Source organism: Streptomonospora arabica, assembly GCF_039531585.1.
Classification (GTDB): Bacteria; Actinomycetota; Actinomycetes; order Streptosporangiales; family Streptosporangiaceae; genus Streptomonospora; species Streptomonospora halophila.
Map to the genome: position 1 here is coordinate 81,212 of NZ_BAAAQI010000002.1, position 21,764 is coordinate 102,975.

Genomic DNA, 21,764 nt, shown 5'->3' on the forward strand with positions numbered 1-21,764 from the left:
TCGGCTCAGGCCGAGACGGGCTCCGGAGTCCGGGGAGCGATCTCTCGCCCGAAGAACTCCATGAACGGTTCGGCCTGCCGGTACAGCGCGGAAACAGTGTTGGCGGCGTCACGCGCCAGCGCAGGATCGTCGACCCGCTTCGCCCCGGCCGGGGCCCAACGCTCGTCGTAGTGGACCTGGTAGACAACTTCCCCGCCGTACACCATGAGTTCCGGTAGGGGCCGTTCCCGCTCGAACAAGCGGACCCGGCCGGCGTCGAGTACTCCGATCTCGAAACCGCTCTCGACGAATATCCGATGACTGTACATCTCCCACCGAAGGTAAGGGGTGGGCGGGAGTTCGACGATGCGCAGCCGCCGCAGCCTGAGACCCAGGCGCGCGTACTGCTCGGCCTCGCCCCGAATGGCGGCGCGCTCGCTCTCGAAGATCTCCAGGACGCGGTCCCAGTCGCCGGAGCAGAACGCGTCCCAGGCGGGGTCCCCGGTCTCGTAGAAGAACTGCGACCGTTCCAGTTTCCAGACTTCGCCGGTCATGGCCGGGTCCGCGCGCAGGTCGGCGGCGTCCGCACGGTAGGCGCGGCGGTCCAGAAAGGTGCCCTCAGCGGCACGGATGTCGTCAAACATCGGCGATGTCCTCCTTGGCGGCGCGCAGCATCTCACCGGGGATGACCACCAGCCGCTCGTCGGTGCCTATGCTCAGCCCGGTCGGCAGGCGGTCGCCGAATCGCTCCGTGACATCGCGCCCCACGATCGCGACATCTCCGTTGTCGAGTTCCCAGATCTCCGGGCAGTCGTCGTTGACCCGGCTCTTGTCGAGTTCGGCTGCGGTCTTGCCCATACGCCGCTTGAACCGAGCGGAGAGGTCAACGTCCCACAGGCGTTCCACTGGGATCCTCCCATGTGCAGGGGGCGGGAGAGGAACCATTCCCGCCTCGGCGCGTTGAACACCCGACACCCTATGAATGGCGGGATCCGGCCAGGCGGATGCATGACCGATTCAACCCGTTTCGCCGCCGTGACCGTTGCTCTCGGCCATACTGGGGCGTCACGGTGGACCCACAACGAGCCTCGCGCGCCCAAGGAGCCTCCCCGTATGCCCTCGCCAACACCCCCGCACCACGAAGCGGCGTTCGAGACGGTCATCGTCGACTCGCTCACCGGGACCGGTGGATGGGTGGCAGGACTCCAGCAGGACTACGACCAGCGGCTCGCACTCGACACCGGGCGGCTGTTCCAGTTCCTCGGCCGCACCCAGCCCGACGAGTGCAATCGGCTCACCGAACTCTACGGCGACGACACCGGGGAATTCCAGCGGCGCTTCGCCGAACACATCGCCCGCGAGATCGACCGGCGGGGAGTCCTCGACGTGCTGCGGCACCCCGTCAAAGACCGCGGAGTGCAGATACGGCTCGCGTTCTTCAAACCCGCGGGTGCGGGCGCCGCCGATGCCAACGCCGAATACGACGCCAACATCCTCACCGTCACCCGGCAACTGCACTACTCCGCGAAAGACCCGGAGAAATCCCTCGACCTGGCGCTGTTCTGCAACGGGCTGCCGGTCGCCACCGCCGAGCTGAAGAACCCCCTCACCGGGCAGACCGTGGAACACGCCAAACGGCAGTACCGCACCGACCGCGACCGGCGCGAGCCGCTGCTGCGCAAGCGCGCTCTGGTGCACTTCGCGGTCGACACCGACGAGGTGCACCTCACCACGCGGCTCGCCGGGAACGCCACCGTCTTCCTCCCGTTCAACACCGGCTCGCGAGGCCCCGGTGTCTCCGGCGGCAAAGGCAACCCGCCCGCCGGATCCTCCGGGTACGCCACCGGCTACCTGTGGGAACAGATCTGGCAACGCGACACCTGGCTCGACCTGCTGCGCCGGTTCCTGCACCTGGAACTGCCGGAGAAGGGCGCGAGGACGCCTCCGCACGAACGGCGGCTCATCTTCCCGCGCTACCACCAGTGGCACGCCGTGGACCGCATCACCGACCACGTCGCCCGGCACGGCAGCGGCCACAACTACCTCGTCCAGCACTCCGCCGGCTCCGGCAAGTCCAACACCATCGCCTGGCTGGCGCACCGGCTCTCCACCCTGCACACGGTGCCCGACCCCGCCGGCCTGGCCCCCGGAGCCGGGCTGGGCGCCGACCAGCTGGTGTTCGACAAGACCATCGTGGTCACCGACCGCTCCGTACTGGACAAGCAACTCGGCGACACCATCTACCAGTTCGACCACACCCCCGGCGTGGTCAAACGCATCACCACCACCGACGGCAGCAAGTCCGGCCAGCTCGCGGCGGCGCTCGCCGACGCCACCACGAAGATCATCATCGTGACCCTGCAGACCTTCCCCTACGTGCTGGAACAGGTCACCGCGCTGCGCGGGAACCGGTACGCGATCGTCGCCGACGAAGCCCACTCCTCCCAGTCGGGCGACTCCGCCTCGGCCATGAAGCGGGCCCTGCGCAAACTCGGCAGCGACGACGTCGACGCCGACGGCGACCCCCTGACCGCATCGGCGCTGGCGCGGGGCCGCCATCCGGAACTGTCGTTCTTCGCGTTCACCGCCACCCCGAAACCCAAGACCCTCGAACTGTTCGGCACCCCCGACCCGGTCACCGGCAACCCCGAGGCGTTCCACACCTACTCGATGCGCCAGGCCATCGAGGAAGGCTTCATCCTCGACGTGCTCGGCAACTACATCACCTACGCCAACTACTTCCGACTGGCCGGGCCCGATACAGACGACCACGAAGTCGACACCAAGAAAGCCCGATCGGCGCTGGTGCGGTTCGCGATGCTCAGCCCGGAAAGCATGCAGCAGCGCGCCGAAGTCATCGTGGAGCACGTCCACCGGGACACCCGGCACCGCATGGGCGGCCGCGCCAAGGCGATGGTCGTCACGGGGTCGCGCAACCACGCCGTGAAGCTCTACCGGGCCATCACCGAGTACGCGGCGACACTGGGATACGGCGACTGCAAGGCGCTGGTCGCGATCTCCGGCGAACTGGAGGTCGACGGCAACTCCGACGACAAGGTCACCGAAACCACCCTCAACGGGTTCGGCGAGAAGGAACTCCCCGAACGGTTCGGCTACACGCGCGCCGACGACCCCGACGCTCCGGCGAACGGCAAACCCGAGTACCGCATCCTGGTCGTGGCCGACAAGTACCAGACCGGCTTCGACCAGCCGCTCCTCACCACGATGTTCGTGGACCGCAAACTCACCGGCGTGCAGGCGGTACAAACCCTGTCGCGGCTGAACCGCACCCACCCAGCCAAGAGCCAGGACGACCTGTTCGTCCTCGACTTCGCCAACGACGCCGAGGACATCCGCGAATCCTTCCAGCGGTACTACGAGACCACCCTGACCACCCCCACCGACCCGAATCTGCTCTACACGGCCGAGCGCGAGGTCATGGAGCACCAACTGCTGGTCGAGCACGAACTCGCCGACTTCGCCGAAGCGTTCGCGGCCGCCGACCGCTCCCCCGCCGAAGGCCGCGAACGGCAGCGCCTGCACGCGGAGATGAACCGGCACACCGAACCCGCCGCGAAGCGGTTCGTCCGACTGCAGGAGGAGGACCCCGATGCTGCGGAGTCCTTCCGCACCGCTCTGCGGGACTTCGTCCGGATGTACGCCTTCCTCGCCCAGATCGTGCCGTTCACCGACAGCGGGTTGGAGCGGCTCTTCCAGTACGGCAAGCTGCTGCTGAACCGGCTGCCCAACCGCAAGGAGGAATCCGACATCGACCTCTCCGGGACCGCCGTTGAGCAGTTCCGGCTCAAGCGGACCGGTGTGCACGACGAACGCCTGGCCTCCGAGGGCGCACAGGTGCTGCCCGGGTTCTCCGATGGCGGGAGCGGCACCGCGAAGGAACCGGAAACGGGTTCCCTGCAGGAGCTCATCGACGAACTCAACAAGAAGTACGGCGGACACGCGCACCCCGGCGACATGGGCGACCCCCTCGACGCGCTCGTCGGCGAGCCCGAGATGGCCAACGCCGCCGACGCCAACGGCGAGGAGGATTTCGGCCTGGTCTTCGACACCGCCTTCGAGGACAAGGTGTACGAGATCGCCCAGAGCAGAACGGATTTCCTCCGGATGTTCAGTCACAACGACGAATTCCGGGAGGAGTTCGTGCGCAAAGCCCGCGGGCGCGCCTACCGGCGGCTGCGCCGCGACGCCGCCTGACCACCCCCTGCTCCACGGAAACACGGCCCTTCGATGTTCCAGCAACGCGTCATCGCCGACCGCTACGAACTGACCGCCCCCCTAGGCCAGGGCGGCATGGGCGTGGTCCTCCGCGGCTACGACCGCCGGCTCGACCGGCGGATCGCCGTGAAACTCGTGAGCAGGACGCACCTGAGCGCCTCCGGCACGCAGGCCGACGTGCTGGTCGAACGCTTCCTGCGGGAGACCCGGATGACCGCCCGCGTCGAGCACCCGGGCGTTCCGGCCGTCTACGACGCCGGAACCGAGAACGGGGAGCTGTACCTCGTCATGCAGCTCGTGGAGGGGCAGAACCTCGGTGATTTCCTCGCGCAGCGGGGCCCGCTGCCCGTGGAGGGCGCGGCCGCCGTCGGGGCGCAGCTCGCTTCCGTCCTCGCCGCAGCTCACGCCGGGTTCCTGGTGCACCGCGACATCAAGCCTCCCAACGTCATGGTGGGCCCGGACGGCACGGTGAAACTCCTCGACTTCGGTATCGCGATCCTGCTTGATCCGAGCATCTCCCGGCTCACCCGAAGCCACGAGGCCCTCGGCAGCGCACCGTACATAGCTCCCGAGTTGTGTATCGGCGGGGACGCCACCGCGCGCACCGACCTCTACGCGCTGGGCTGCCTGCTGTTCGAGGTGCTCACCGGACGTCCCCCGTTCACCGGCGCGCGCACCGAGGCGGTGATCTACGACCAGGTGCACACCCCACCGCCCCCGCTGGGCGAGCTCCGCGACGACGTGCCCGCGCCGCTCGCCGCACTCGTGGCCGACCTCCTCAGCAAGGAGCCGGCCGACCGTCCGGCCGATGCCGACGAGGTTCTCACCCGACTGGCGCCCCTTCTGCCGGCCCCGCGACCCGTAGGAACCCCCGACACGGGCGGCGAGCACGACCCGAGCCACCCGTTCCGGTACCCGTTCGCCTCCCGTTCCAGGACCGGCGGCGACCCCGCGCGGGCGGCCACGTCCCCCTTCCCCGCGCCGAATCCGACCGGGCCGATCGACCCGGATCGGGTGTACGACGAGGTTGCTCGCCTCGTGGAGAACCAGCGTTTCGTCCAGGCCGGCGACGTCCTCTCCGACGCGCTCGCCAATCCGGAGGAGTTGCCCGACGACGTCTGTCTGCGGTTCACGCATATGCGGGCCGACGCCTGGATCTCCGCCCGCCGCGTCGACCAGGCCGAACGGGAGTACCGGCGGCTGCTCCCACTGCTCATCGAGCATCACGGAGAGGGGGCGACCGACGTCATCGACTGCCGGCACGCTCTGGCCGCGTGCCTGGTCGACCTGGACCGCTGCGCCGAGGCCGTCGAGGTGCTGCTCGACCTGCTGGACAACTACCGCGCGCTCGGCGAGGAGGAGACACAGGACGCCCTTGAGGTCCGTTTCGAACTCGCCCGCTGCTACGCGGCTCTGGGCGAACTCGACAACGCCCGGAACCGGCTGCGCGACCTCCGCGACGACGCCGTGCGCGTCCTGGGCCCCGACCACCCCCTCACCAAGAAGGTGCAGCGATTGCCGCGTCAACGTTGAACGGGAATCGGCGTTGCGGGAGAGGTATCAGCGCCCACCCCAGCCAACGCCACGGATGGTCGAGCACTACTCACCTCCGTTCACTCGGTCAGCTAGACCGGATCGGCGCCGGCCTCCAGCGCGGCGCGATGCTGGGCCGGCCTTGCGGTCGCACTCGTCGGGCGACTCCTTGGGCCGCGCCGCCTCGCGGCCATGGGTGGTTCCCTGGTCCTCTCGGGCTCTGACCGGTTCATCCAGGGTCGCTGTGAGCGCCTCTCCGGCCGAGGGATTGAACCCCGGAAGGTTATCGATTATCGTCGATGACCGATGAGTGATGATGTGGTGGATCGACGTGAAGCCGAGCGCTACGCCGACTGGTTCAAGGCGCTGGCCGACGCCACGCGGATCCAGATCGTCACGCTGCTCGCCCGCCGGGGCGCAACGCTGAGTGTCGGCGAGATCGTTGCGGCGGTGGACGTAGGCCAGTCGACGGTGTCGCACCATCTCAAGGCCTTGGCCGAGGCCGGTTTCGTGCTCGTGGACCACGAGGGCGCCTACAGCCGCTACCGCCTCAACGAGGAGTGTGTGGAGGCCTTCCCCTCGGCCGCCGACGTGGTGATGGGCCGTCCCGCCCCGATACAGGCGGGCGGGCGGTCGGGCACCGGACGCTGGGGCCGACCCCGGTGAGCGCCCCTGCCACAGCCGGCGTCCCCGGCGGCGCCGGGGACCTCACGGGGCGGGGCTCGGGCGCCGCCTATGGGATCCTCATCGCACTGGGAGTCCTGGACGCGGCCGGCTACAGCGTGATCGCCCCGGTGCTGCCGGCGCTGGCGCAGCGCACCGGCGCCGGGCCCGCGGTCATGGGCCTGATTGTGGCGGCCTTCCCTCTGGGCATGGTCGCGGGATTCGCTCTGGGCGGCGCCGCGATGCGGCGTAGCGTACCCCTGCGGGTCGTGCTGGCTGGTCTCGTCCTGATCTGCGCCGGCTGCGGCGGCTTCCTCACCGCCTCCGAGGCACCGCTTCTGGCCGCCGCCCGCCTGGTGATGGGAGTGGGGTCGGGATGCCTGTGGCTCGGCGTCACCTTCGCAACCCTGTCCTACTGGCCGACTCAGAGTTATGTGTGCATGAGCCGGATCTTCGCCGCCTACTCCGCGGGCGGGCTGCTGGGACCGCTGCTGGGGTCGGTCCCGGGAGTCCGCGGCCCCTTCGCCGCCTACCTGCTCGCCGCGCTGCTCATGGCCGTCGCGGTGGTACTGCTGCGGCGCCGGCTGCCTGCCCGCGGTCAGGGGTTCACCGGCGACCGCAAGGCGATCGGCTCGCCCGGGTTCTGGGCGGCGTGCGCCGGCATCGCGTTCGCGGTGATGGCTCTGGGCATGCTGGAAGGGGTACTCCCGCTGCACTTCGGCTCACAGCTGAGCCAGTGGCAGATCGGGGTGTTCTACGCCGCGACGTCGGTGGTGGTGGCCGCGGCCGCCGCACTTGCCGCACGGATGCGCCCTCGCGTTGCGCTGCTGGTCGCGACGGTTCTGGTTGTTGCGGGTCTCGGCGGAGCGGGGACCGTCGCGTCCGTGCCGGTCTGGATGGCGGCGCTGGCGGTGGGCGGTGTCGGCATCGGCATGGCCAACACGGGGTCGATCGGCGTACTCCTCGAAGCGGTGCCCACCCGGCGCATCGTCACGGCGATGGTGCTGTGGTCGCAACTGGGGATCGGGGGCTATCTGCTCGCGCCCCTGCTCGGCGGCCCGATCGCCGAGACGGCGGGCTACGGCGGTGTCGCCGCCGTTCTGGCCGCCGCCGGGCTGGTCGTGGTCCTCGCCCTGCTCCGGCAGCGCCGCGCCTGACCCCGCCCGCGCGTTGCCGGATGCGCCGAAGCCTCATGCAGGCCGGAACCAGACGGTCGTGGACGGCGCGTTCGCGGCGGAGATACTCGGATCCGGTCGTCATCCATCCCCGTTCCGGTTGCGGATGAGGACCGCCGCTGAGTCCATGGCCAGTATCACCGCCGCCTCCACGCCGAGTTCCGTCACGGTCGGCGGTCGCTGGCGGGATCGAAAGGATCATCCCCCCTGCGCGGGGAGCACTCGTAGAGCACTGTCAGGATGTGCACGTGGACAGCCGAAAGCAGGAGACCATCGCGGCCTATGACGCCGCGGCCGTGGAATACGCCACCGAGACGGCTCGACTGCCCGACGCTATCCGCACCACGTGCGCGCGGTTCGCCCGGCTGCTCGCGGGGTCGGGCCGGGTCCTTGAGATCGGCAGCGGCGGCGGTCGCGACGCCCGGGCGCTGGAGGAGTACGGCCTCAGCGTGCGGCGCACCGACATCACCCCCGGATTCGTCGAGGTCCTCCGCGGACAGGGGTTCGAGGCCGACCTGCTGGACCCGCTCACCGATGACCTCGACGATCCGCGCAACCCGGGTGCCCGCTACGACGCGGTCTGGGCCCAAGCCTGCCTGATGCACGTGGACCGCGGCGACCTCCCCAGAGTCCTCGGCCGGTTGGCCGGCGTGACCAGGCCGGCCGGTCTGATCTTCCTCTCGGTCACCGAGGGCGACGGGCACGGGCGTGAAGCCGGCCGCACCGGATCGCGGTACCACCGAACCGACTGGCGCGAAGCGGAACTGCGCGGGGTCGTGAACCACGCGGGGTGGGTGGTCGACGAGGTCTGGTCGAGCCAAGGCAAGTACTCACCGTTCCTCAACGTCCTCGGCCACCGGGCCGAGGCCCGATAACCGCACGACCGTCGCCCCCGTTGTTGCGGCCCGCACCGACGCGTTGACCACGAGGACAAGCCTGCCAGGGGAACCGCACGTCGGCATGCCGACGCCTTCTCGTCCGTGCCTCGCTCAGGTCGGGGGGAGGTCGGTGAGGAACTTGAGGACCAGGTCGGCGAACTCTTCCGAGCGTTCCATGAGCAGCGCGTGGCTGGCCCCCGGGCCGGTGAACAGCTCGAACGAGGCCGCGGGGATCGTCTCCGCGACGATGCGCCCCTGGTAGGCGGGCGTCAGGAGATCCTGCTCCCCGGCGACGACGAGCGCGGGCGCCGTGATGCCGCCGAGGCGGTCGAGGCTGTCGTGCGCGAGGTCCGCGTCCCACTGTTCGGCGACCGTGGCGACCTGCTCCTTTGTGCTGGGCAGCAGCGGTTCGAGCTGTGCCGTCAGCGGACCGAACGCCTCGGAGTCCAGCAGTTCCCGCGAGTAGATGATGCCGAGCGCGGTGAGCGCCCTGTCCCGGTGTCCGGTGCGCCAGGGATGGGCCAGCGCGGTGAAGAGGGACCGCTGAAAGGCGTCCGTACGCCCCCAGGTGCCGCACAGCACCAGCGAGGCGACGAGATCGGGGTGGCGCAGCGCGAGCTCCTGGGCGACGGCGCTACCCAGCGACCAGCCCAGCAGGTGCGCGGGGGCGGCGCCGAGTCCGCCGAGCAGGTCGGCGAGATCGTCGGCAAGGTCGGCCGTGGTGACAGCCCGCTCGCCGCGCTCGGAGCCGCCGATGCCGCGGTGGTTGTAGGTGATCACTCGGTGCCGGGAAGCCAGTGCGGGCAGCAGTGGAGCCCACATCCGGTGATCCTGTCCGGTTCCGCACACCAGCACGAGTGGTGTGCCGGACCCGGTCTCGCTGATTGCGAGTCGGGCGCCGTCACCGACCGGGATACGGCGCGGCGGCGCCGGGCTGAGCGCGAAACCGGTGTAGCCCTGCCGGGCGGTCTCGTCGCAGCGCCGGCGGTACTCGCCGGCACCGCCGGCATAGCCCAGGATCACGCGTGGCTTGCCGGGTACGTTGGCGCCGGTGTACCAGGAGTCGACGTCGCCCAGCAGGGTGAAGCCGGCGACCTCGTTGACGTGCCGGACCCAGGCGTCCTCGGCGTCGGCCGTCGCCTCCATCAGTGCCAGGTTCCGCCGGCGAAGGTGGGCGACGGCGTCGGAGATCCAGTCGACGGCGTGTTCGATCGACACGACCACATTGCCGAAGACCGCGGGGCTTCCGGGCCCGGTGACGAGGAACAGGTTGGGGAAGCCGGCCACCGCCAGCCCGAGATAGGACGCGGGCCCGGCGGCCCACTTCTCGCTGAGAGCGGCTCCGTGGCGTCCGCGGATCTCGATCTGCGACAGGGCACCGGTCATCGCATCGAAGCCGGTCGCGAACACGATGACGTCCACCGGGTACTCGACGCCGTCGACCAGCGGCCCGCGCGGCGTGATGGCGTCGATAGGGGTGTCCTTGATGTCGACGAGGTGAACGTTGGACCGGTTGAACGCCTCGAAGTACCCGGTGTCCACACAGATCCGCTTGCCGCCGAGGGGATAGCCCCTGGGAAGCAGGCGCTCGGCCACGTCCGGATCCTGGACCTTCTCCCGGATCTTGCCGCGCAGGAACTCGGCCGCGGTGTCGTTGGCGGCCCGGTCGATGAGGAGGTCGGCGAACGCGCCGTACATGGGCAGCCCGCCCATCCGCCACCGGGCCTCGTACTCGCGCCGGCGCTCGTCGGCCGAAACCGCCAGCGCCAACTGCTTGTTGACGGGCACCGACAAACCGAACACGGAGTGCCGGGCGAACTCGCGGCGCCGGTGGAACTCCGCGCTGGTCTCGGCCGCATCCTCCTCGCCCGCGGGGCGGTTGAACGCCGGGACGCTGAAGCTCGCCGTGCGCTGGAAGACGAACAGTTCGTCCGCCTGCTCGGCGACGACGGGGGTGACCTGGATGCCCGAGGATCCGGTCCCAACGACCGCCACGCGCTTACCGGTGAAGTCGACGTTCTCGGCCGGCCATGCGCCGGTGTGATGCCACTCTCCCGCGAAGTCCTCCAACCCGGGCAGGTCGGGCATCCATGGGACGGAGAGGCACCCGGTGGCCATGACGCAGTAGCGCGCCCGGACGAGGTCGCCCCGGTCGGTCCCGACCGTCCAATGGCCGCTCTCCTCGTCGAAGACGGCCCGTTCGACGCGCGTGCCGAGCTGGATGTGCGGGCGCAGGCCGAACCGGTCGGCCACGTGATCGAGGTAGCGGAGCAGCTCCTCCTGGCGGGGATAGCGTTCGCTCCACCGCCACTCACTCCGCAGCTCCTCGGAGAACGAGTACTGGTAGTCGACGCTCTCCACGTCGCAACGGGCACCGGGATAGCGATTCCAGAACCAGGTTCCCCCCACTCCGCTGCCGGCCTCGAATACCCGTACGCTCAGACCCTGTTCCCGCAGGCGGTAGAGCTGGTACAGGCCGGCGAAACCGGCGCCCACGACGACGGCGTCGTAGTCGGCCGTGTGCCGTGGCTGGTGGCCGGCGCCCATATGCGTTCCCTTCGTCGCCGCGCGAGTCAACCGGAGTCTTTCACTGACGCGGACGCTTTCGGGCGGCTCTCAGCCCGGAAATCTGTGAGTATTCCCGCCGATTTCCCACACGCGCCAGACCCGGTCGCCGTCTTTGCGCTGTGCGCCACGTCCGGCGCGCGAACAGGGGTCACTCGTTGGCGGCGCCGTCGGCCTCACGTATCGGTGCGGAACCGTCGCCGTCCGGTGTCCGGGCGGGCAGATCGGCCGAGGCCAGAAGGGCCAGCTTGCCCGCGTCGTCGGATCCGGCGTCCGGGTGGTACACGACGAGTTTCAGGTCCTCGGCCCCGCCCACGCTCAGCCGCTCCCGGTTGAGCGTGAGTTCCCCGATCTGCGGGTGGTCCAGCCGGATCGGCGTCCCGCGCTGTCCGCGTACTTCATGGCGGGCCCAGAGTCGGCGAAACAGAGGGCTCGCCAGTGAGAGCTCTCCGACGAGATCGGCGAAGCGGGGGTCCTCGACGTCGTTGCCCACGGACTGCCGCAGGTTCGCGATGAAGCACTCCGTGACGTTCTCCCACTCCGGATACAGCCTCTGCTGGCCCGGATCCAAAAACATGTCCCTCAACTGGTTGCCGCCCACGACGAGTCGGGGATCGAGGGCTTTGGCGAGGGAGTTCGAGGCCAGGATGTCGAAGTACCGGCCTTCGATGAAGGCGGGCTGGACGAGGGAGTCCAGGAGCTTGAGCGCGCCGGGCGGCACGGTCTCCTTGCGCGCTCGGCGCCTGCGCTGCCGGGCCGCCGCGGAGACCAGGTCCAGCAGGTGGGCGAAGTGGTCGTCGTCGAGTTGGAGCACCCGCGCGATCGCCTCCAGCACCTGCACGGACGGGTTGCGATCGCGGCCCCGCTCCAACCGCAGGTAGTAGTCCGCGCTGATGCCGGCGAGCATGGCGACCTCCTCCCGCCGCAACCCCGGTGCACGCCGCACCCCGATGTTGGGGATGCCCGCCTGCTCAGGCGTCACCAGTTCGCGCCGAGCGCGCAGGTACGCACCGAGGGCGTTCGTCTTCTCGCTCATGCCGCCAGCCTAGATCGCCCTGAAGCGAATAGCGGGGGTCCTGTCACACCCCCGGCTCGACAGGGCTCTGGGCCCCGCAGAGCGGGCCCGCATAGCGTTCCTGACGGTCCGCTCGGGCCACGTATTCGTAAGGAGACCCCGTGACAGTCACACTCATCACCGGAGCGAACAAGGGCATCGGCTTCGAGACGGCCAAACAGCTGCAGGCGTTGGGCCACGCCGTCTACATCGGCGCGCGCGACGCCGAACGGGGGGAGAAAGCCGCGGCCGCGATCGGCGCGCGATCCGTTCAGCTCGACGTGACCGACGACGCGTCGGTGAACAATGCGCTGGCGACGATCGGTGCGGCCGAGGGCCGGCTCGACGTCCTGGTGAACAACGCGGGCATCCTGGCGGCCGGAGAGGTCGACGGTCCCTCGGCCCTGCGCGCCTTCGACACCAACGCGGTGGGGGTCGTGCGGGTCACGGAGGCGGCGCTCCCCCTGCTGCGCAAGTCCTCGAATCCCACCGTCGTCACCGTTTCGAGCAGCGCCGGGTCGTTCTGGGCGGTGACCAACCCCGACCGGCCCGAGTTCGACCTGTCGTTCGCGCTGTACTCCGCGTCGAAGGCGGCGGCCACCATGCTGACGGTGCAGTACGCCAAGTCCCAGCCGGACATCAAGTTCAACGCGCTGGAGCCCGGCCCCACCGCCACGGACATGACCGCGGCCTTCGGAATCGGACGGCCGCCCGAAGAGAGCGCCGCGACCGTCGTGCGCCTCGCGACCCTCGACGCGGACGGCCCCACGGGCACCTTCCGGGACGAGAACGGGGAGCTGCCCTGGTAAGCGCGTCAGCACCGGCACGGGAACGCAGCGGCGACGGCCGCCAACCGACGAGCGCGTCCCCGATCATCACGACCCGAGTACCAGCCCCGGTCCGGGGCGGAGAGAGGCGATCATCATGGCTGACTTCGACATCCACGAGTTCTACCGCCGCTACGTCGAGGAGCTCAACGCCCACACGTTCGACGGCATGGACCGGTTCATCCATGACGAGGTCACCCTGAACGGCGAACCGGGCACCCGGGACGATGTCGTCGCGGTCCAGAAGGCGGACATCGACGCGGTGCCGGACTTCCACTGGGAGGTCCAGGAGTTCCTCGTCGGCGGTGACCGGGCGGCCGTCCGGGCGATCAACACGGGCACCCCCGCGAAGGAGTGGCTCGGCGTGGCCCCCACCGGTGCCTCGTTCGAGATCGTCGAGTACGCCATATACCAGATCCGCGAGGGGCGGTTCGCGCACATGACGGCCCTGCACGACGCCTCGGGGCTGAAGCGGCAGCTGGCGGGCTGACCCGTGCCTACCGACCGGGCCGGAGGCGCCGGGGGCACGCACCGTCGGTGCTTGACCGCGCCGAGGTGCCCGAGGCCCCTCGCCGCGGCGTTGCGCTGCGGCGAGGGGCTTGGTATGCACGGCCTCGAACGCGGTCGGGGGGCCGCAGGTCGCTGCGCGGGCTCAGGATGATCACCCGGTGGCCGCCGCGGGCGCGAGGATCGCGGTGAACGCCGCCCCGAGCGTGTCGGCGAGGGCCGCCGAGTCGCCCAGGTATCCGTTGACCATGCCTCCGTCGCGGAGGATCATCAGCTGCCTCGCGGTGGCGTCGATGTTCTGCACGCCTGCTTCCATGGCGAGTTCGGCGAAGAGGCCGAGCATCCAGCGGCGGTGCGCGTCGACGGCGCCTCTGACCGGGTCGTCGGGATCGGAGAACTCCGCCGCGGCGTTGATGAAGGCGCACCCCCGGAACCCCGGGCTGCAGCTTGCCGCGCCGATGTCGGTGGCGAGTGTGCGCAGCGAGCCGGCTGGGTCTCCCGCACGGCGGATGCTCTCCATCCACTGCCGTTCGGCGGCCGCCTGCTGTTCTAGGTAGGCGACGACGAGGTCGCTCTTGGTGCGGAAGTGGCGGTAGAAGGTGACCTTCGTGATGCCGACCTGCTCGATGATGCGGTCGGCGCTGACGGCGCGGATCCCGTGGGCGTAGAACAGCTCGCTTGCCGCGGCGAGGATACGCGCACGTGTGTCGGCGCCCGACGTTGCGCGCGCCGCGACTCCGGTTGCGTCTGCGTGCATCTTCCCTCCGCTAGACCACGTTGGATCCGGTTGCGCCGACGCTCAGGGTAGCGCACCTCCACCATGTAGACGTACTGGTAACTATACCGCCCGCCGACCGCAGTGGACAGAGCTGCCGCGGGCGGTGCGCACGGTGCTTCCCGGACGAGAAGGCGCAGGCGCGGCGGCACCTCGGCGTGGAAGCGGAAGCGGGTCCGCTCGCCTTCGCGGCGGTCCCGCGGGCGCGCGGCGCGCGCCGCCGGGCGGCGGGCGCCCGGCGGCCTGGCCTTACGCCGGGGTGCTAGAACGTCCAGACGGCCTTCGGGCCCGGGCCGACGAGCAGCGTCGAGGTGCCGAGCCGCTCACGATGCCGTGTCCCGGGCGGACGGTTCAAGCACATCCGCACGCGCCGCAGGCCGACCCGGTCCTGCGGCACGGCGTCGAACCTGACCGTGGTGTATCCGTCGCTCGCCACGGCTCCGTCCGGCCGCGTCTTGACGCGCATGCCGCCTGCGCGGAGCAGCGGGACGGTGTTGGCCAGGTCGGACCCGGTGACGGCGAGGTGCACTCCGGTGACGTCACGCATCAGGCGGTCGCGGTAGCCGTCGGACAGGTAGCGCTCCCGGCCCACATCCCCGGGGAAGCCGGGAGGCTCGGTGTCGCTGCGCGGGTCGGCGAAGTACTCCGGCCGGTACTCCATGGCCCAGGCGCCGAAGGTGTCGTACTGCTGAGTCGTGAAGACCGCGTCGAACCACGGCACCGGTCGGCCGTCCCCGAAATCCCGGGTCTGCTGGAACTCGACCGGGTCGGGGACGCCCTCGCCGGGCAGGCGGGCGATCACCTCGGCCAGGTCGCCGTCGCGCTCGGTGGATACGCCCGTACCCGCCGCGCCGAGCTCTCCGTCCTTCCCGGGCAGGTCCCCCACACCGAACAACTCGAAGTACGTCTCGCGGCCGAGGAGGTAGCGACCGATCCAGGTGCCCTGCTCACCGGTCGTCTCGCGGATTTGGAAATCGGCGAACGTATGCAGATAGTCGGAATGCTCGACCGCGTCCGCGGTCGCCCGGTCGAGCACGGCGTAGCTGTGGTTGTAGTAGGTCAACGGGCGCTTTCGCGACGTCGACGCGGCGGCGTGGACGCTCGCCGGCGCAAGCCCGGCGGCGGTGGTGGCGGTGGCTCCGGCGACGACAGCCTGCAACATACGGCGACGGCTCAGCATGCGGGAATCGTAGCGTGTCGACCGCCGCGGCAGAGGTGCGTGAGCCACTCGATTTATCCGGAATTCCTTTCTGGAAGTCGTGTTCCGGAGTAAGCCCGGTTCGCCGATTGATCAGCGGCCGTCGTCACCTTCGCTGATTGTTTCTCCAGCATATTCGCACTGGCGGCACAAGGCTCGGACGGAAACGATCACGCGCCGCACCGCTGTTCTCGCGTATGGCCCGATTCCGCTTGTCGCCTACTTTCCCCAGCTCACCACTCCGGTCGTGCCGGGCTCCACGATCCGGCGCCGCCCCGCTTTCGCGGCGGTGCCCCGGCGCAGGGCCGTGGCCCCCCGGGCCGCGTGCCGGCGTGCCCGCAGCCGATGCGGCGCGCTTCCCGGGCGGACGGGCACGCGCTCTGCTCCCCTACGCGGTCGCTCGGAGCGCTGGGAAGCGGCCCCGCCGGCACGGCCGCGGGTCGGGCACGTGCGTGCCTGAACCGCGGCCGCCGGGCCGGCGCCTGCTCAGAGGGCGACCAGGACCGCCTTCTGCTTGGTGAAGGCGTCCAGCGCCTCGGGCCCGCCCTCGCCTCCGGCCCCGGACTGCTTGAACCCCTCGAACGGCATGGCTCCGGTGGTCATCTCGTGATGGGTGTTGACCCAGACCGTGCCGGCGTCGTGTGTCGTGAGTCCATCCGGACGCACGGCGGGAGTGCCGCCCCGGTCCCCGCGGCACCCGCACGTCAGGGCGAAGGCGCCGCAGATGGCAGCGAGACCGGCGATCGGGACGGGGGCCGGGCCGAGCCCGGTGATCGTCAGGGCGAGCAGCCCGGCCCCCGCCAGCAGGGCCGCCGCACAGACCCGCACGATGCCCTGCGCCGCGTAGGGCAGGTTCGGCGGCTGCTCGAAACGCTCCGCGATCCACACCAGGGGGCGCAGCACCAGTGCCATGACGGCCACCCCGGCCGCGCTCCAGACCAGCCATCCGGCGGTGAACGGTTCCGGGGTGGCCAGGCCGGCCCCGAGCACCAGCACGGCGCTGAGGGCGGCCATCGGCAGCAGATGCCACAGGTAGACCGTCATCAGCCGAGGCGGCGCCCAGGTGAGCAGGTACGCCACCGCCGGTCGGCGTCCCCAGGCGTTGATGTGCTCCCGCGCCAGGACGGCGAGCCCCACCTGCCCGACCCCCAGGGCGGCCAGGGCCAGGGTGGGTGGGTTCATGTTCGAGGCCGCGGTATCGAACACGCCGGTCATGTTCGGCGAGTAGCCGCCGACCAGGACCGCGGTCGCCGCGGTGGCCCAACCGCCGACGGCGAGTGCGGCCGCCACGCGCCGGCTGAGCGCCCCGCTGGCGTAGCGCATGCCCAGCTGCTGCAGCGCCACCCAGACCAGTGCGACGTTGAGGTACCCGATCTCGGCCACCCCGGTCGCCAGGCGGGCCAGGTCGACGGCGACCACCCCGGCCAGCAGGCCGACGCAGACCCACCACCCGGCGCGCTCATCCCAACGCAGCAGGGTCGGCGCGAGTACCACCACCATCAGATAGGCGGCCAGGAACCACAGCACCATGCCCGCGGCCTGCGCGCCGCCGCGCACCGCGTCCTCCGGAACGCCCGCGGCGACGAGCAGGTACGTGAGGGGGATCCACACCGCGGCCAGGGGGATCACCGGCCAGACGAGGCGCCGCACCCTGCGGGCGAGCCAGTCCGATCCGCTCTGGCCGCGCCGGCGCGCCGCTCGGCTGCTGATCGCGTTGGCGGCGCCTCCGACGAAGAAGATCAGCGGCATCACCTGCACCACCCAGGTGAGCACCCACGCCCCGGGGACGTCCAACACACTGCCGAAGGCCAGGGTGCCCCGGGTGGAGTCCAGCACGGGCAAGGTCCAGTGCTGCAGCACAACGAGCGCGATGACCAGCAGCCGCAGGGCGTCGAGGAATCCGTCGCGGACGGGTCCCGGCACGGCCCGGGTGGTTTCCGGCGGCGTGCTGCGCGGCATGAAGGCACGGGTCGTTGCCATGCAGTGATCTCCTTCGATGGAGGGGCGGGCCCTGTGGCGATCCCCTCAGCGCACGTCGCCGATGCGGGTCGGGTCTCCAGGCACGAACCTAGGAGGCGGCGCAGGCCGGCGACATGACGCAGGCTCCCCGCTTCCGGGTGGTCGCCCCTCCCCCCGAGGTGGGGGTGGCACCACGCGGAACAGGCACGTGTGCGGGCACGTTCGCGTACGGGTCCATCCCTAACATGTTGGCTATGCCAGCCACGCCGCGTCGCGTCGCCGCCGACCTCGTCTACCTCGTCGCCTCGCTCCCGCTCACACTGGTCGGGTTCGTCCTACTCGTCGTGACGTTCGCGGCCGGCCTGGTCACGCTGCCGATCGGGATCGGAGTGCCGGTGCTGGCGCAGAGCCTGGTCCTCGCCCGCGGGTTGGCCGAGATCGAACGCCGCGCCCTGCCCGGTGTTCTGGGCCATGCCGTGGCCCGGCCGCGCTATCCGCCCACCCCGCCGGACGCCGGGCTCGTCCGCATGCTGACCACCCCGTTGCGTGCGGGGCAGAGCTGGCTGGACCTGCTCTACGGGCTGCTGATCCTTCCGGTGTCGATCGCCGCCACCGCGGTGGCGGCGGTGTTCTCGGCGACGACTCTCGCCGCCGTCACCTCCCCGCTCTACGGCTGGTACGTCGGCAGTGTCGCGGGCGAGGACTACAACGACGTGCCCCGAATGATCGGCCTGCCGCACACGCCTATCGCGTCCTCACTGTTCTACTTCGCCGTGGGACTGGTGCTGGCGCCGCTCCTGCCGTTCCTGGTCCGCGGGTGCGCCCTGCTCCGGGCCCAGCTCGGCCGGATCCTGCTCACCGCGGTCGGCGAGATGCAGGAGCGCATCGTCGACCTGTCGGAGAGCCGCGCGGCGGCCGTATCGGCGGAGGCCGGAGCGCTGCGGCGGCTGGAACGCGACATCCACGACGGCCCCCAGCAGCGGCTGGTGCACCTGGCGATGGAGCTTTCCCGGGTCGAGCGGCAGATGGAGCGCGACCCCGACGCGGCGCGCAGCACGCTCGCCGGTGCGATCGGCGCCACCCGCGAGACCCTGGACGAGCTGCGCGCGCTGTCTCGGGGCATCGCCCCGCCCATACTCACCGACCGCGGGCTGGCTCCCGCGCTTGCCGCACTGACCGCCCGCTGTCCGATTCCGGTGACCCTGGACGCCCAGGTCCAGGAGCGGTTCCCGGCCTCGGTGGAGAGCGTGATCTACTTCGCCGCTGCGGAGGGCCTGACCAACATGGCCAAGCACAGCGGTGCGAGCGAGGCGAAGGTGGTGCTGTCGCGAACCGGCGGCGGCCTGCTGCTCACCATGGGCGACAATGGGGTGGGCGGCGCGCATGTGGCCAAGGGGCACGGACTCGCGGGCCTGGCCGACCGGGTGAAGGCGGCCGAAGGCGGGTTGGTCGTCGACTCCCCCGAGGGAGGCCCGACAACGATTGCGGTGGAGGTCCCGTGCGCGTAGTAGTGGCCGATGACGCCGCGCTGATCCGTTCGGGCATCGTGCGGTTGCTGGAGGAGTTCGGCTGCCAGGTGGTCGCTGAGATCGGCGACGGCGACTCCCTGATCCGGGCGATCGCCGAGCACCGGCCGGACGTGTCGGTGGTGGACGTGCGCATGCCTCCGTCCTTCACCGACGAGGGGCTGCGGGCCGCGGTGGCGGCACGGCAGCAGGTACCCGGCAGCCCCGTGCTCGTCCTCTCGCAGTACGTGGAGGTGTCCTATACCGACGACCTGCTGGCCGACGCGCGGGGGGCGGTGGGTTACCTGCTCAAGGACCGCGTGGTCGACGTCGACGAGTTCATGGAGGGCCTGCGCCGGGTCGCCGCCGGGGGCACGGTCTTCGACCCGCAGGTGGTCTCCCAGCTCATGGTGCGTCGGCGCAACGACCCGCTCGCGGCGCTGAGCCCGCGGGAGCGGGAGGTGCTCGCGCTGATGGCGGAGGGGCGCTCCAACCAGGCCATGGCCCGCGCCCTGGTGGTCAGCGACGGTGCGGTGGAGAAGCACATCCGCAGCATCTTCACGAAGCTGGACCTGTACGTCGACGACACCGACCACCACCGGAGGGTGCGCGCGGTGCTCGCCTACCTGCGGTCCTGACGCGGGGCTGACGCGGGCGGGCGGAGGCCGGGCCGCGCTGCGTTGCAGGCGCGAGCCGACCGGTCACGGGCCTGGGGCCGGCTCCCCCGGGCGCTCCCGGCTGCGTTCGCTCGGGCGAGCCGGAATTCAGTCGCGCTGGTAGCGGGCTTTGATGTGGAAGCGCTCGCCCTGGGGGCCGAGGATGCTCAGGTACTCCACGGAGTGGGTATCGGCGTTGCCGAACCAGTGCGGAAGGTGGGTGTCGAACTCGGCGACCTCGCCGGCCGTGAGGACGAAGTCCTGGTCGCCGAGTATCATCCGCAGCCGTCCACTGAGGACGTAGAGCCAGTGGTAGCCCTCGTGTGAACGTGGATCCGGTTCGAGGCGGTCGGTCAAGCCGGCCGGCAGGATCTGCTTGTACACCTGCAACCCGCCGGGATTGCGGGTCAGCGGTACGACGGTCATTCCCTTGTAGCTGGCGGGGCGCAGATAGACGCGCGGGTCACCGCTGGCGGGGGCTCCGACGAGCTCGTCGAGCGGCACCTGGTAGGCCTTGGCCAGGGGGAGCAGCAGTTCCAGGCCCGGTTTGCGGTGCCCGGACTCCAGCCGGGACAGGGTGCTGATCGGAATACCGGTGGTCTCCGACAAGGCGGCGAGGCTGGCTCCGCTCCGGCGGCGCAACGCGCGCAGCCGCGGCCCGACCGCGGCCAGCACTGCCTCGAACTCTTCGCCCATGCCCCCATATCACCGCAACTTTGCATTTTTCGCAAAGGCTTTTGTCGTGGATGGCCGCGGCGGCCGGTGAAGCGTAATTTCCGGCGACGTGCTCCTCCGGTGCGGCGGCCGGGTCGCTGCGCGTACCGGCCGCCCGTCTCGGCTCCACCGGGCTCATCGGCCCGCCGCGTCCCCGCTCACTGCGGCGGCGGACGTCGTGGTCGCCGTGGTCCGGCGGGTGTGCAGGCGGTCCCGCCGCTTCGCGGCCCGCAGGAACAGGACCGTGGGCACGGCGCAGACGAGGATGGCGAACACGCTGGCTTCGGGGCCGAAGCCGCCTCCCGTGAGCGCGGCGGGTCCGGAGAAGACCCCCTGGACCAGACCCGTGGGAGTGGCATCATCACCGGAGACGGTGGCACCGTAGATCCCCCGTGAGGCGAAGTTCCACGCCAGGTGCAGACCGATCGGCACCCAGAGGTTGCGCGTCGCGACATAGGCCGCACCGAGCATCAGCCCCGCCTCGACGGCGATGGCGACGGCACCCCACACGGTGGCGCCCGGGTTGACCAGGTGGATGGACCCGAACAGCACCGCCGAGACGACGAGTGCGGCGGTGGTTCCGCCGAGCTCCTCCAGAAGGCGGAAGACGACGCCCCGGAACAGCAGCTCCTCCGTGACCGCGACGCCCGCCATCAGTCCGAGCACGGCCGCCATCCCGCCGAACGACCCGCCGCCCGCGGTGCTGTACCCGCCGAACATCGAGATGAGCGCGATCGTGGCGGTGAAGAGGCCGAGCCCGATGAGGAACCCCTTGCCCAATTCGGACGTCGCGGTGGCCGGATCCAGCTCCGTTACGGCGCGCTGCTCCATGGCCCGCACGACCGCCGCGTAGACGGCGATCCCTCCGACCGCGACCGCGGCGCCCGCAAGCAGCGAAAGGACGGGGGTGTGCCCCGCGGCGGCCCGCACTCCGGCCGCGACGACCATGACCAGGAGGAACAGCACCGTCATCGCCGCCAGGCGCACCCAGGCGGACCGAACGCGGCGCCGCGGCTCGGGCGGCGTCTGGGAGAACAAACGGTTCCAACTCCGCAGGGATTCTCGGGACACGGGTTCCTCCACTATTCGGCCGCCGTCGGCTCGTTCGCCGCTGTAACAGGGGAAATGCTAGAAAGCGGCGGCGACGCGGGGCATCACCTCCTGGAGGACACATGGAGTAGCTCTGGCGGGGGACACCCCGGCCACCGCCATCCCGCGGCGACCGGCCGCCGCCGGGGAGCACTTGGCGCCGCCGACCGACCGGGAGCATGCAGCCGCCTTGCCCGGGACGCTCGCCGAGGGCCGCCGACCGGGCCCGCTCCTCCGGCCCGAGCCCCGTCGGGAACCGCCCAGCGAGCCGGGCGGCGCGTTCCCCGACGGGAGCGGGACGCGGTACGGGCCGTCGGGAGGAGGGCGGCCCCGTGTTCACCGCCCACCGCTCCCCTAGGGTGGAGACGCCCTGCGCCGCCCGGACCGGGGCGCTGCCGACACACCGCTTGGCGAGGGCAGACGTTGCCGACCGACCACGGATCCGCCCCGA

At 70.7% G+C, this 21,764-nt stretch carries 18 protein-coding genes; 9 read left to right on the forward strand and 9 right to left on the reverse strand.

The genetic code is table 11. The annotated features are described in order from the left end of the window. Positions 1-5 precede the first annotated feature (5 nt). The gene (locus ABD284_RS03495) at positions 6-623 is read right to left on the reverse strand and encodes a DUF6879 family protein (RefSeq protein WP_344140859.1); all 618 of its coding nucleotides are present in this window, start codon (positions 621-623) and stop codon (positions 6-8) included. Then, positions 616-837 carry a hypothetical protein gene (locus ABD284_RS03500; RefSeq protein WP_386699742.1) on the reverse strand — a complete coding sequence of 74 codons (222 nt, stop codon included), beginning with the start codon at positions 835-837 and terminating at the stop codon, positions 616-618. Before ABD284_RS03500 ends, ABD284_RS03495 begins: the two co-directional genes overlap by 8 nt. A gap of 255 nt (positions 838-1,092) precedes the next feature. Here ABD284_RS03500 and ABD284_RS03505 point away from each other — a divergent pair, with 255 nt between their 5' ends. From ABD284_RS03505 to ABD284_RS03525, 5 genes are all read left to right on the forward strand, one after another. Further along, positions 1,093-4,194 carry a type I restriction endonuclease subunit R gene (locus tag ABD284_RS03505; RefSeq protein WP_344140861.1) on the forward strand — a complete coding sequence of 1,034 codons (3,102 nt, stop codon included), beginning with the start codon at positions 1,093-1,095 and terminating at the stop codon, positions 4,192-4,194. A 33-nt stretch (positions 4,195-4,227) separates the two neighbouring features. Further along, entirely contained in the window at positions 4,228-5,748 is a 1,521-nt protein-coding gene (locus ABD284_RS03510; protein ID WP_344140862.1) for a serine/threonine-protein kinase, read from the forward strand. Between the two features lie 306 nt (positions 5,749-6,054). Continuing rightward, positions 6,055-6,414, forward strand: coding sequence for an ArsR/SmtB family transcription factor (locus tag ABD284_RS03515; protein ID WP_344140863.1), 360 nt, complete (start codon positions 6,055-6,057; stop codon positions 6,412-6,414). Continuing rightward, a complete protein-coding gene (locus tag ABD284_RS03520) occupies positions 6,411-7,568 on the forward strand; it encodes an MFS transporter (protein WP_344140864.1) in 1,158 nt (385 codons plus the stop codon). The genes ABD284_RS03515 and ABD284_RS03520 overlap by 4 nt, the downstream gene beginning before the upstream one ends. 266 nt (positions 7,569-7,834) lie before the next feature. Next, entirely contained in the window at positions 7,835-8,461 is a 627-nt protein-coding gene (locus ABD284_RS03525; protein ID WP_344140865.1) for a class I SAM-dependent methyltransferase, read from the forward strand. Between the two features lie 114 nt (positions 8,462-8,575). Here the strand turns inward: ABD284_RS03525 and ABD284_RS03530 are convergent, their stop codons facing one another. Both ABD284_RS03530 and ABD284_RS03535 read right to left on the reverse strand, forming a co-directional pair. Then, complete coding sequence (locus tag ABD284_RS03530; protein WP_344140866.1) at positions 8,576-11,011, reverse strand: alpha/beta fold hydrolase; 2,436 nt, start codon at positions 11,009-11,011, stop codon at positions 8,576-8,578. A gap of 169 nt (positions 11,012-11,180) precedes the next feature. Further along, the gene (locus tag ABD284_RS03535) at positions 11,181-12,065 is read right to left on the reverse strand and encodes a helix-turn-helix domain-containing protein (protein ID WP_344140867.1); all 885 of its coding nucleotides are present in this window, start codon (positions 12,063-12,065) and stop codon (positions 11,181-11,183) included. Between the two features lie 140 nt (positions 12,066-12,205). On the opposite strand from ABD284_RS03535, the gene ABD284_RS03540 reads away from it, so the two are divergent. Together ABD284_RS03540 and ABD284_RS03545 are read left to right on the forward strand one after the other, a co-directional pair. Continuing rightward, entirely contained in the window at positions 12,206-12,892 is a 687-nt protein-coding gene (locus tag ABD284_RS03540; RefSeq protein WP_344140868.1) for an SDR family NAD(P)-dependent oxidoreductase, read from the forward strand. Between the two features lie 115 nt (positions 12,893-13,007). Beyond that, the gene (locus ABD284_RS03545; RefSeq protein ID WP_344140869.1) at positions 13,008-13,400 is read left to right on the forward strand and encodes an ester cyclase; all 393 of its coding nucleotides are present in this window, start codon (positions 13,008-13,010) and stop codon (positions 13,398-13,400) included. Positions 13,401-13,571: 171 nt separating this feature from the next. Here the strand turns inward: ABD284_RS03545 and ABD284_RS03550 are convergent, their stop codons facing one another. The 3 genes from ABD284_RS03550 to ABD284_RS03560 form a co-directional block, all read right to left on the reverse strand. Beyond that, complete coding sequence (locus ABD284_RS03550) at positions 13,572-14,174, reverse strand: TetR/AcrR family transcriptional regulator (protein WP_344140870.1); 603 nt, start codon at positions 14,172-14,174, stop codon at positions 13,572-13,574. Between the two features lie 280 nt (positions 14,175-14,454). Then, the gene (locus tag ABD284_RS03555) at positions 14,455-15,354 is read right to left on the reverse strand and encodes a DUF5829 family protein (protein ID WP_344140871.1); all 900 of its coding nucleotides are present in this window, start codon (positions 15,352-15,354) and stop codon (positions 14,455-14,457) included. 522 nt (positions 15,355-15,876) lie between these two features. Further along, complete coding sequence (locus tag ABD284_RS03560; RefSeq protein WP_344140873.1) at positions 15,877-17,370, reverse strand: acyltransferase family protein; 1,494 nt, start codon at positions 17,368-17,370, stop codon at positions 15,877-15,879. 233 nt (positions 17,371-17,603) lie between these two features. Between ABD284_RS03560 and ABD284_RS03565 the strand changes: the two genes are divergently transcribed. Then, the gene (locus tag ABD284_RS03565) at positions 17,604-18,857 is read left to right on the forward strand and encodes a sensor histidine kinase (RefSeq protein WP_344140874.1); all 1,254 of its coding nucleotides are present in this window, start codon (positions 17,604-17,606) and stop codon (positions 18,855-18,857) included. Beyond that, entirely contained in the window at positions 18,848-19,492 is a 645-nt protein-coding gene (locus ABD284_RS03570) for a response regulator transcription factor (RefSeq protein ID WP_344140875.1), read from the forward strand. Before ABD284_RS03565 ends, ABD284_RS03570 begins: the two co-directional genes overlap by 10 nt. A 126-nt stretch (positions 19,493-19,618) precedes the next feature. On the opposite strand, the gene ABD284_RS03575 is transcribed toward ABD284_RS03570, so the two are convergent. After that, positions 19,619-20,206: a helix-turn-helix domain-containing protein gene (locus ABD284_RS03575; RefSeq protein WP_344140876.1), complete on the reverse strand. Its 588-nt coding sequence runs from the start codon at positions 20,204-20,206 to the stop codon at positions 19,619-19,621. A 153-nt stretch (positions 20,207-20,359) separates the two neighbouring features. Next, the gene (locus ABD284_RS03580; RefSeq protein WP_344140877.1) at positions 20,360-21,295 is read right to left on the reverse strand and encodes a CPBP family intramembrane glutamic endopeptidase; all 936 of its coding nucleotides are present in this window, start codon (positions 21,293-21,295) and stop codon (positions 20,360-20,362) included. Positions 21,296-21,764: the final 469 nt, after the last annotated feature.

Coding starts and splice junctions, on each gene's coding strand:
- ABD284_RS03500 (WP_386699742.1), bottom strand. CDS start 837: ATGGGCAAGACCGCAGCCGAACTCGACAAGAGCCGGGTCAACGACGAC.
- ABD284_RS03495 (WP_344140859.1), bottom strand. CDS start 623: ATGTTTGACGACATCCGTGCCGCTGAGGGCACCTTTCTGGACCGCCGC.
- ABD284_RS03545 (WP_344140869.1), top strand. CDS start 13,008: ATGGCTGACTTCGACATCCACGAGTTCTACCGCCGCTACGTCGAGGAG.
- ABD284_RS03515 (WP_344140863.1), top strand. CDS start 6,055: ATGAGTGATGATGTGGTGGATCGACGTGAAGCCGAGCGCTACGCCGAC.
- ABD284_RS03565 (WP_344140874.1), top strand. CDS start 17,604: ATGCCAGCCACGCCGCGTCGCGTCGCCGCCGACCTCGTCTACCTCGTC.
- ABD284_RS03550 (WP_344140870.1), bottom strand. CDS start 14,174: ATGCACGCAGACGCAACCGGAGTCGCGGCGCGCGCAACGTCGGGCGCC.
- ABD284_RS03555 (WP_344140871.1), bottom strand. CDS start 15,354: ATGTTGCAGGCTGTCGTCGCCGGAGCCACCGCCACCACCGCCGCCGGG.
- ABD284_RS03575 (WP_344140876.1), bottom strand. CDS start 20,206: ATGGGCGAAGAGTTCGAGGCAGTGCTGGCCGCGGTCGGGCCGCGGCTG.
- ABD284_RS03510 (WP_344140862.1), top strand. CDS start 4,228: ATGTTCCAGCAACGCGTCATCGCCGACCGCTACGAACTGACCGCCCCC.
- ABD284_RS03530 (WP_344140866.1), bottom strand. CDS start 11,011: ATGGGCGCCGGCCACCAGCCACGGCACACGGCCGACTACGACGCCGTC.
- ABD284_RS03505 (WP_344140861.1), top strand. CDS start 1,093: ATGCCCTCGCCAACACCCCCGCACCACGAAGCGGCGTTCGAGACGGTC.
- ABD284_RS03535 (WP_344140867.1), bottom strand. CDS start 12,065: ATGAGCGAGAAGACGAACGCCCTCGGTGCGTACCTGCGCGCTCGGCGC.
- ABD284_RS03560 (WP_344140873.1), bottom strand. CDS start 17,370: ATGGCAACGACCCGTGCCTTCATGCCGCGCAGCACGCCGCCGGAAACC.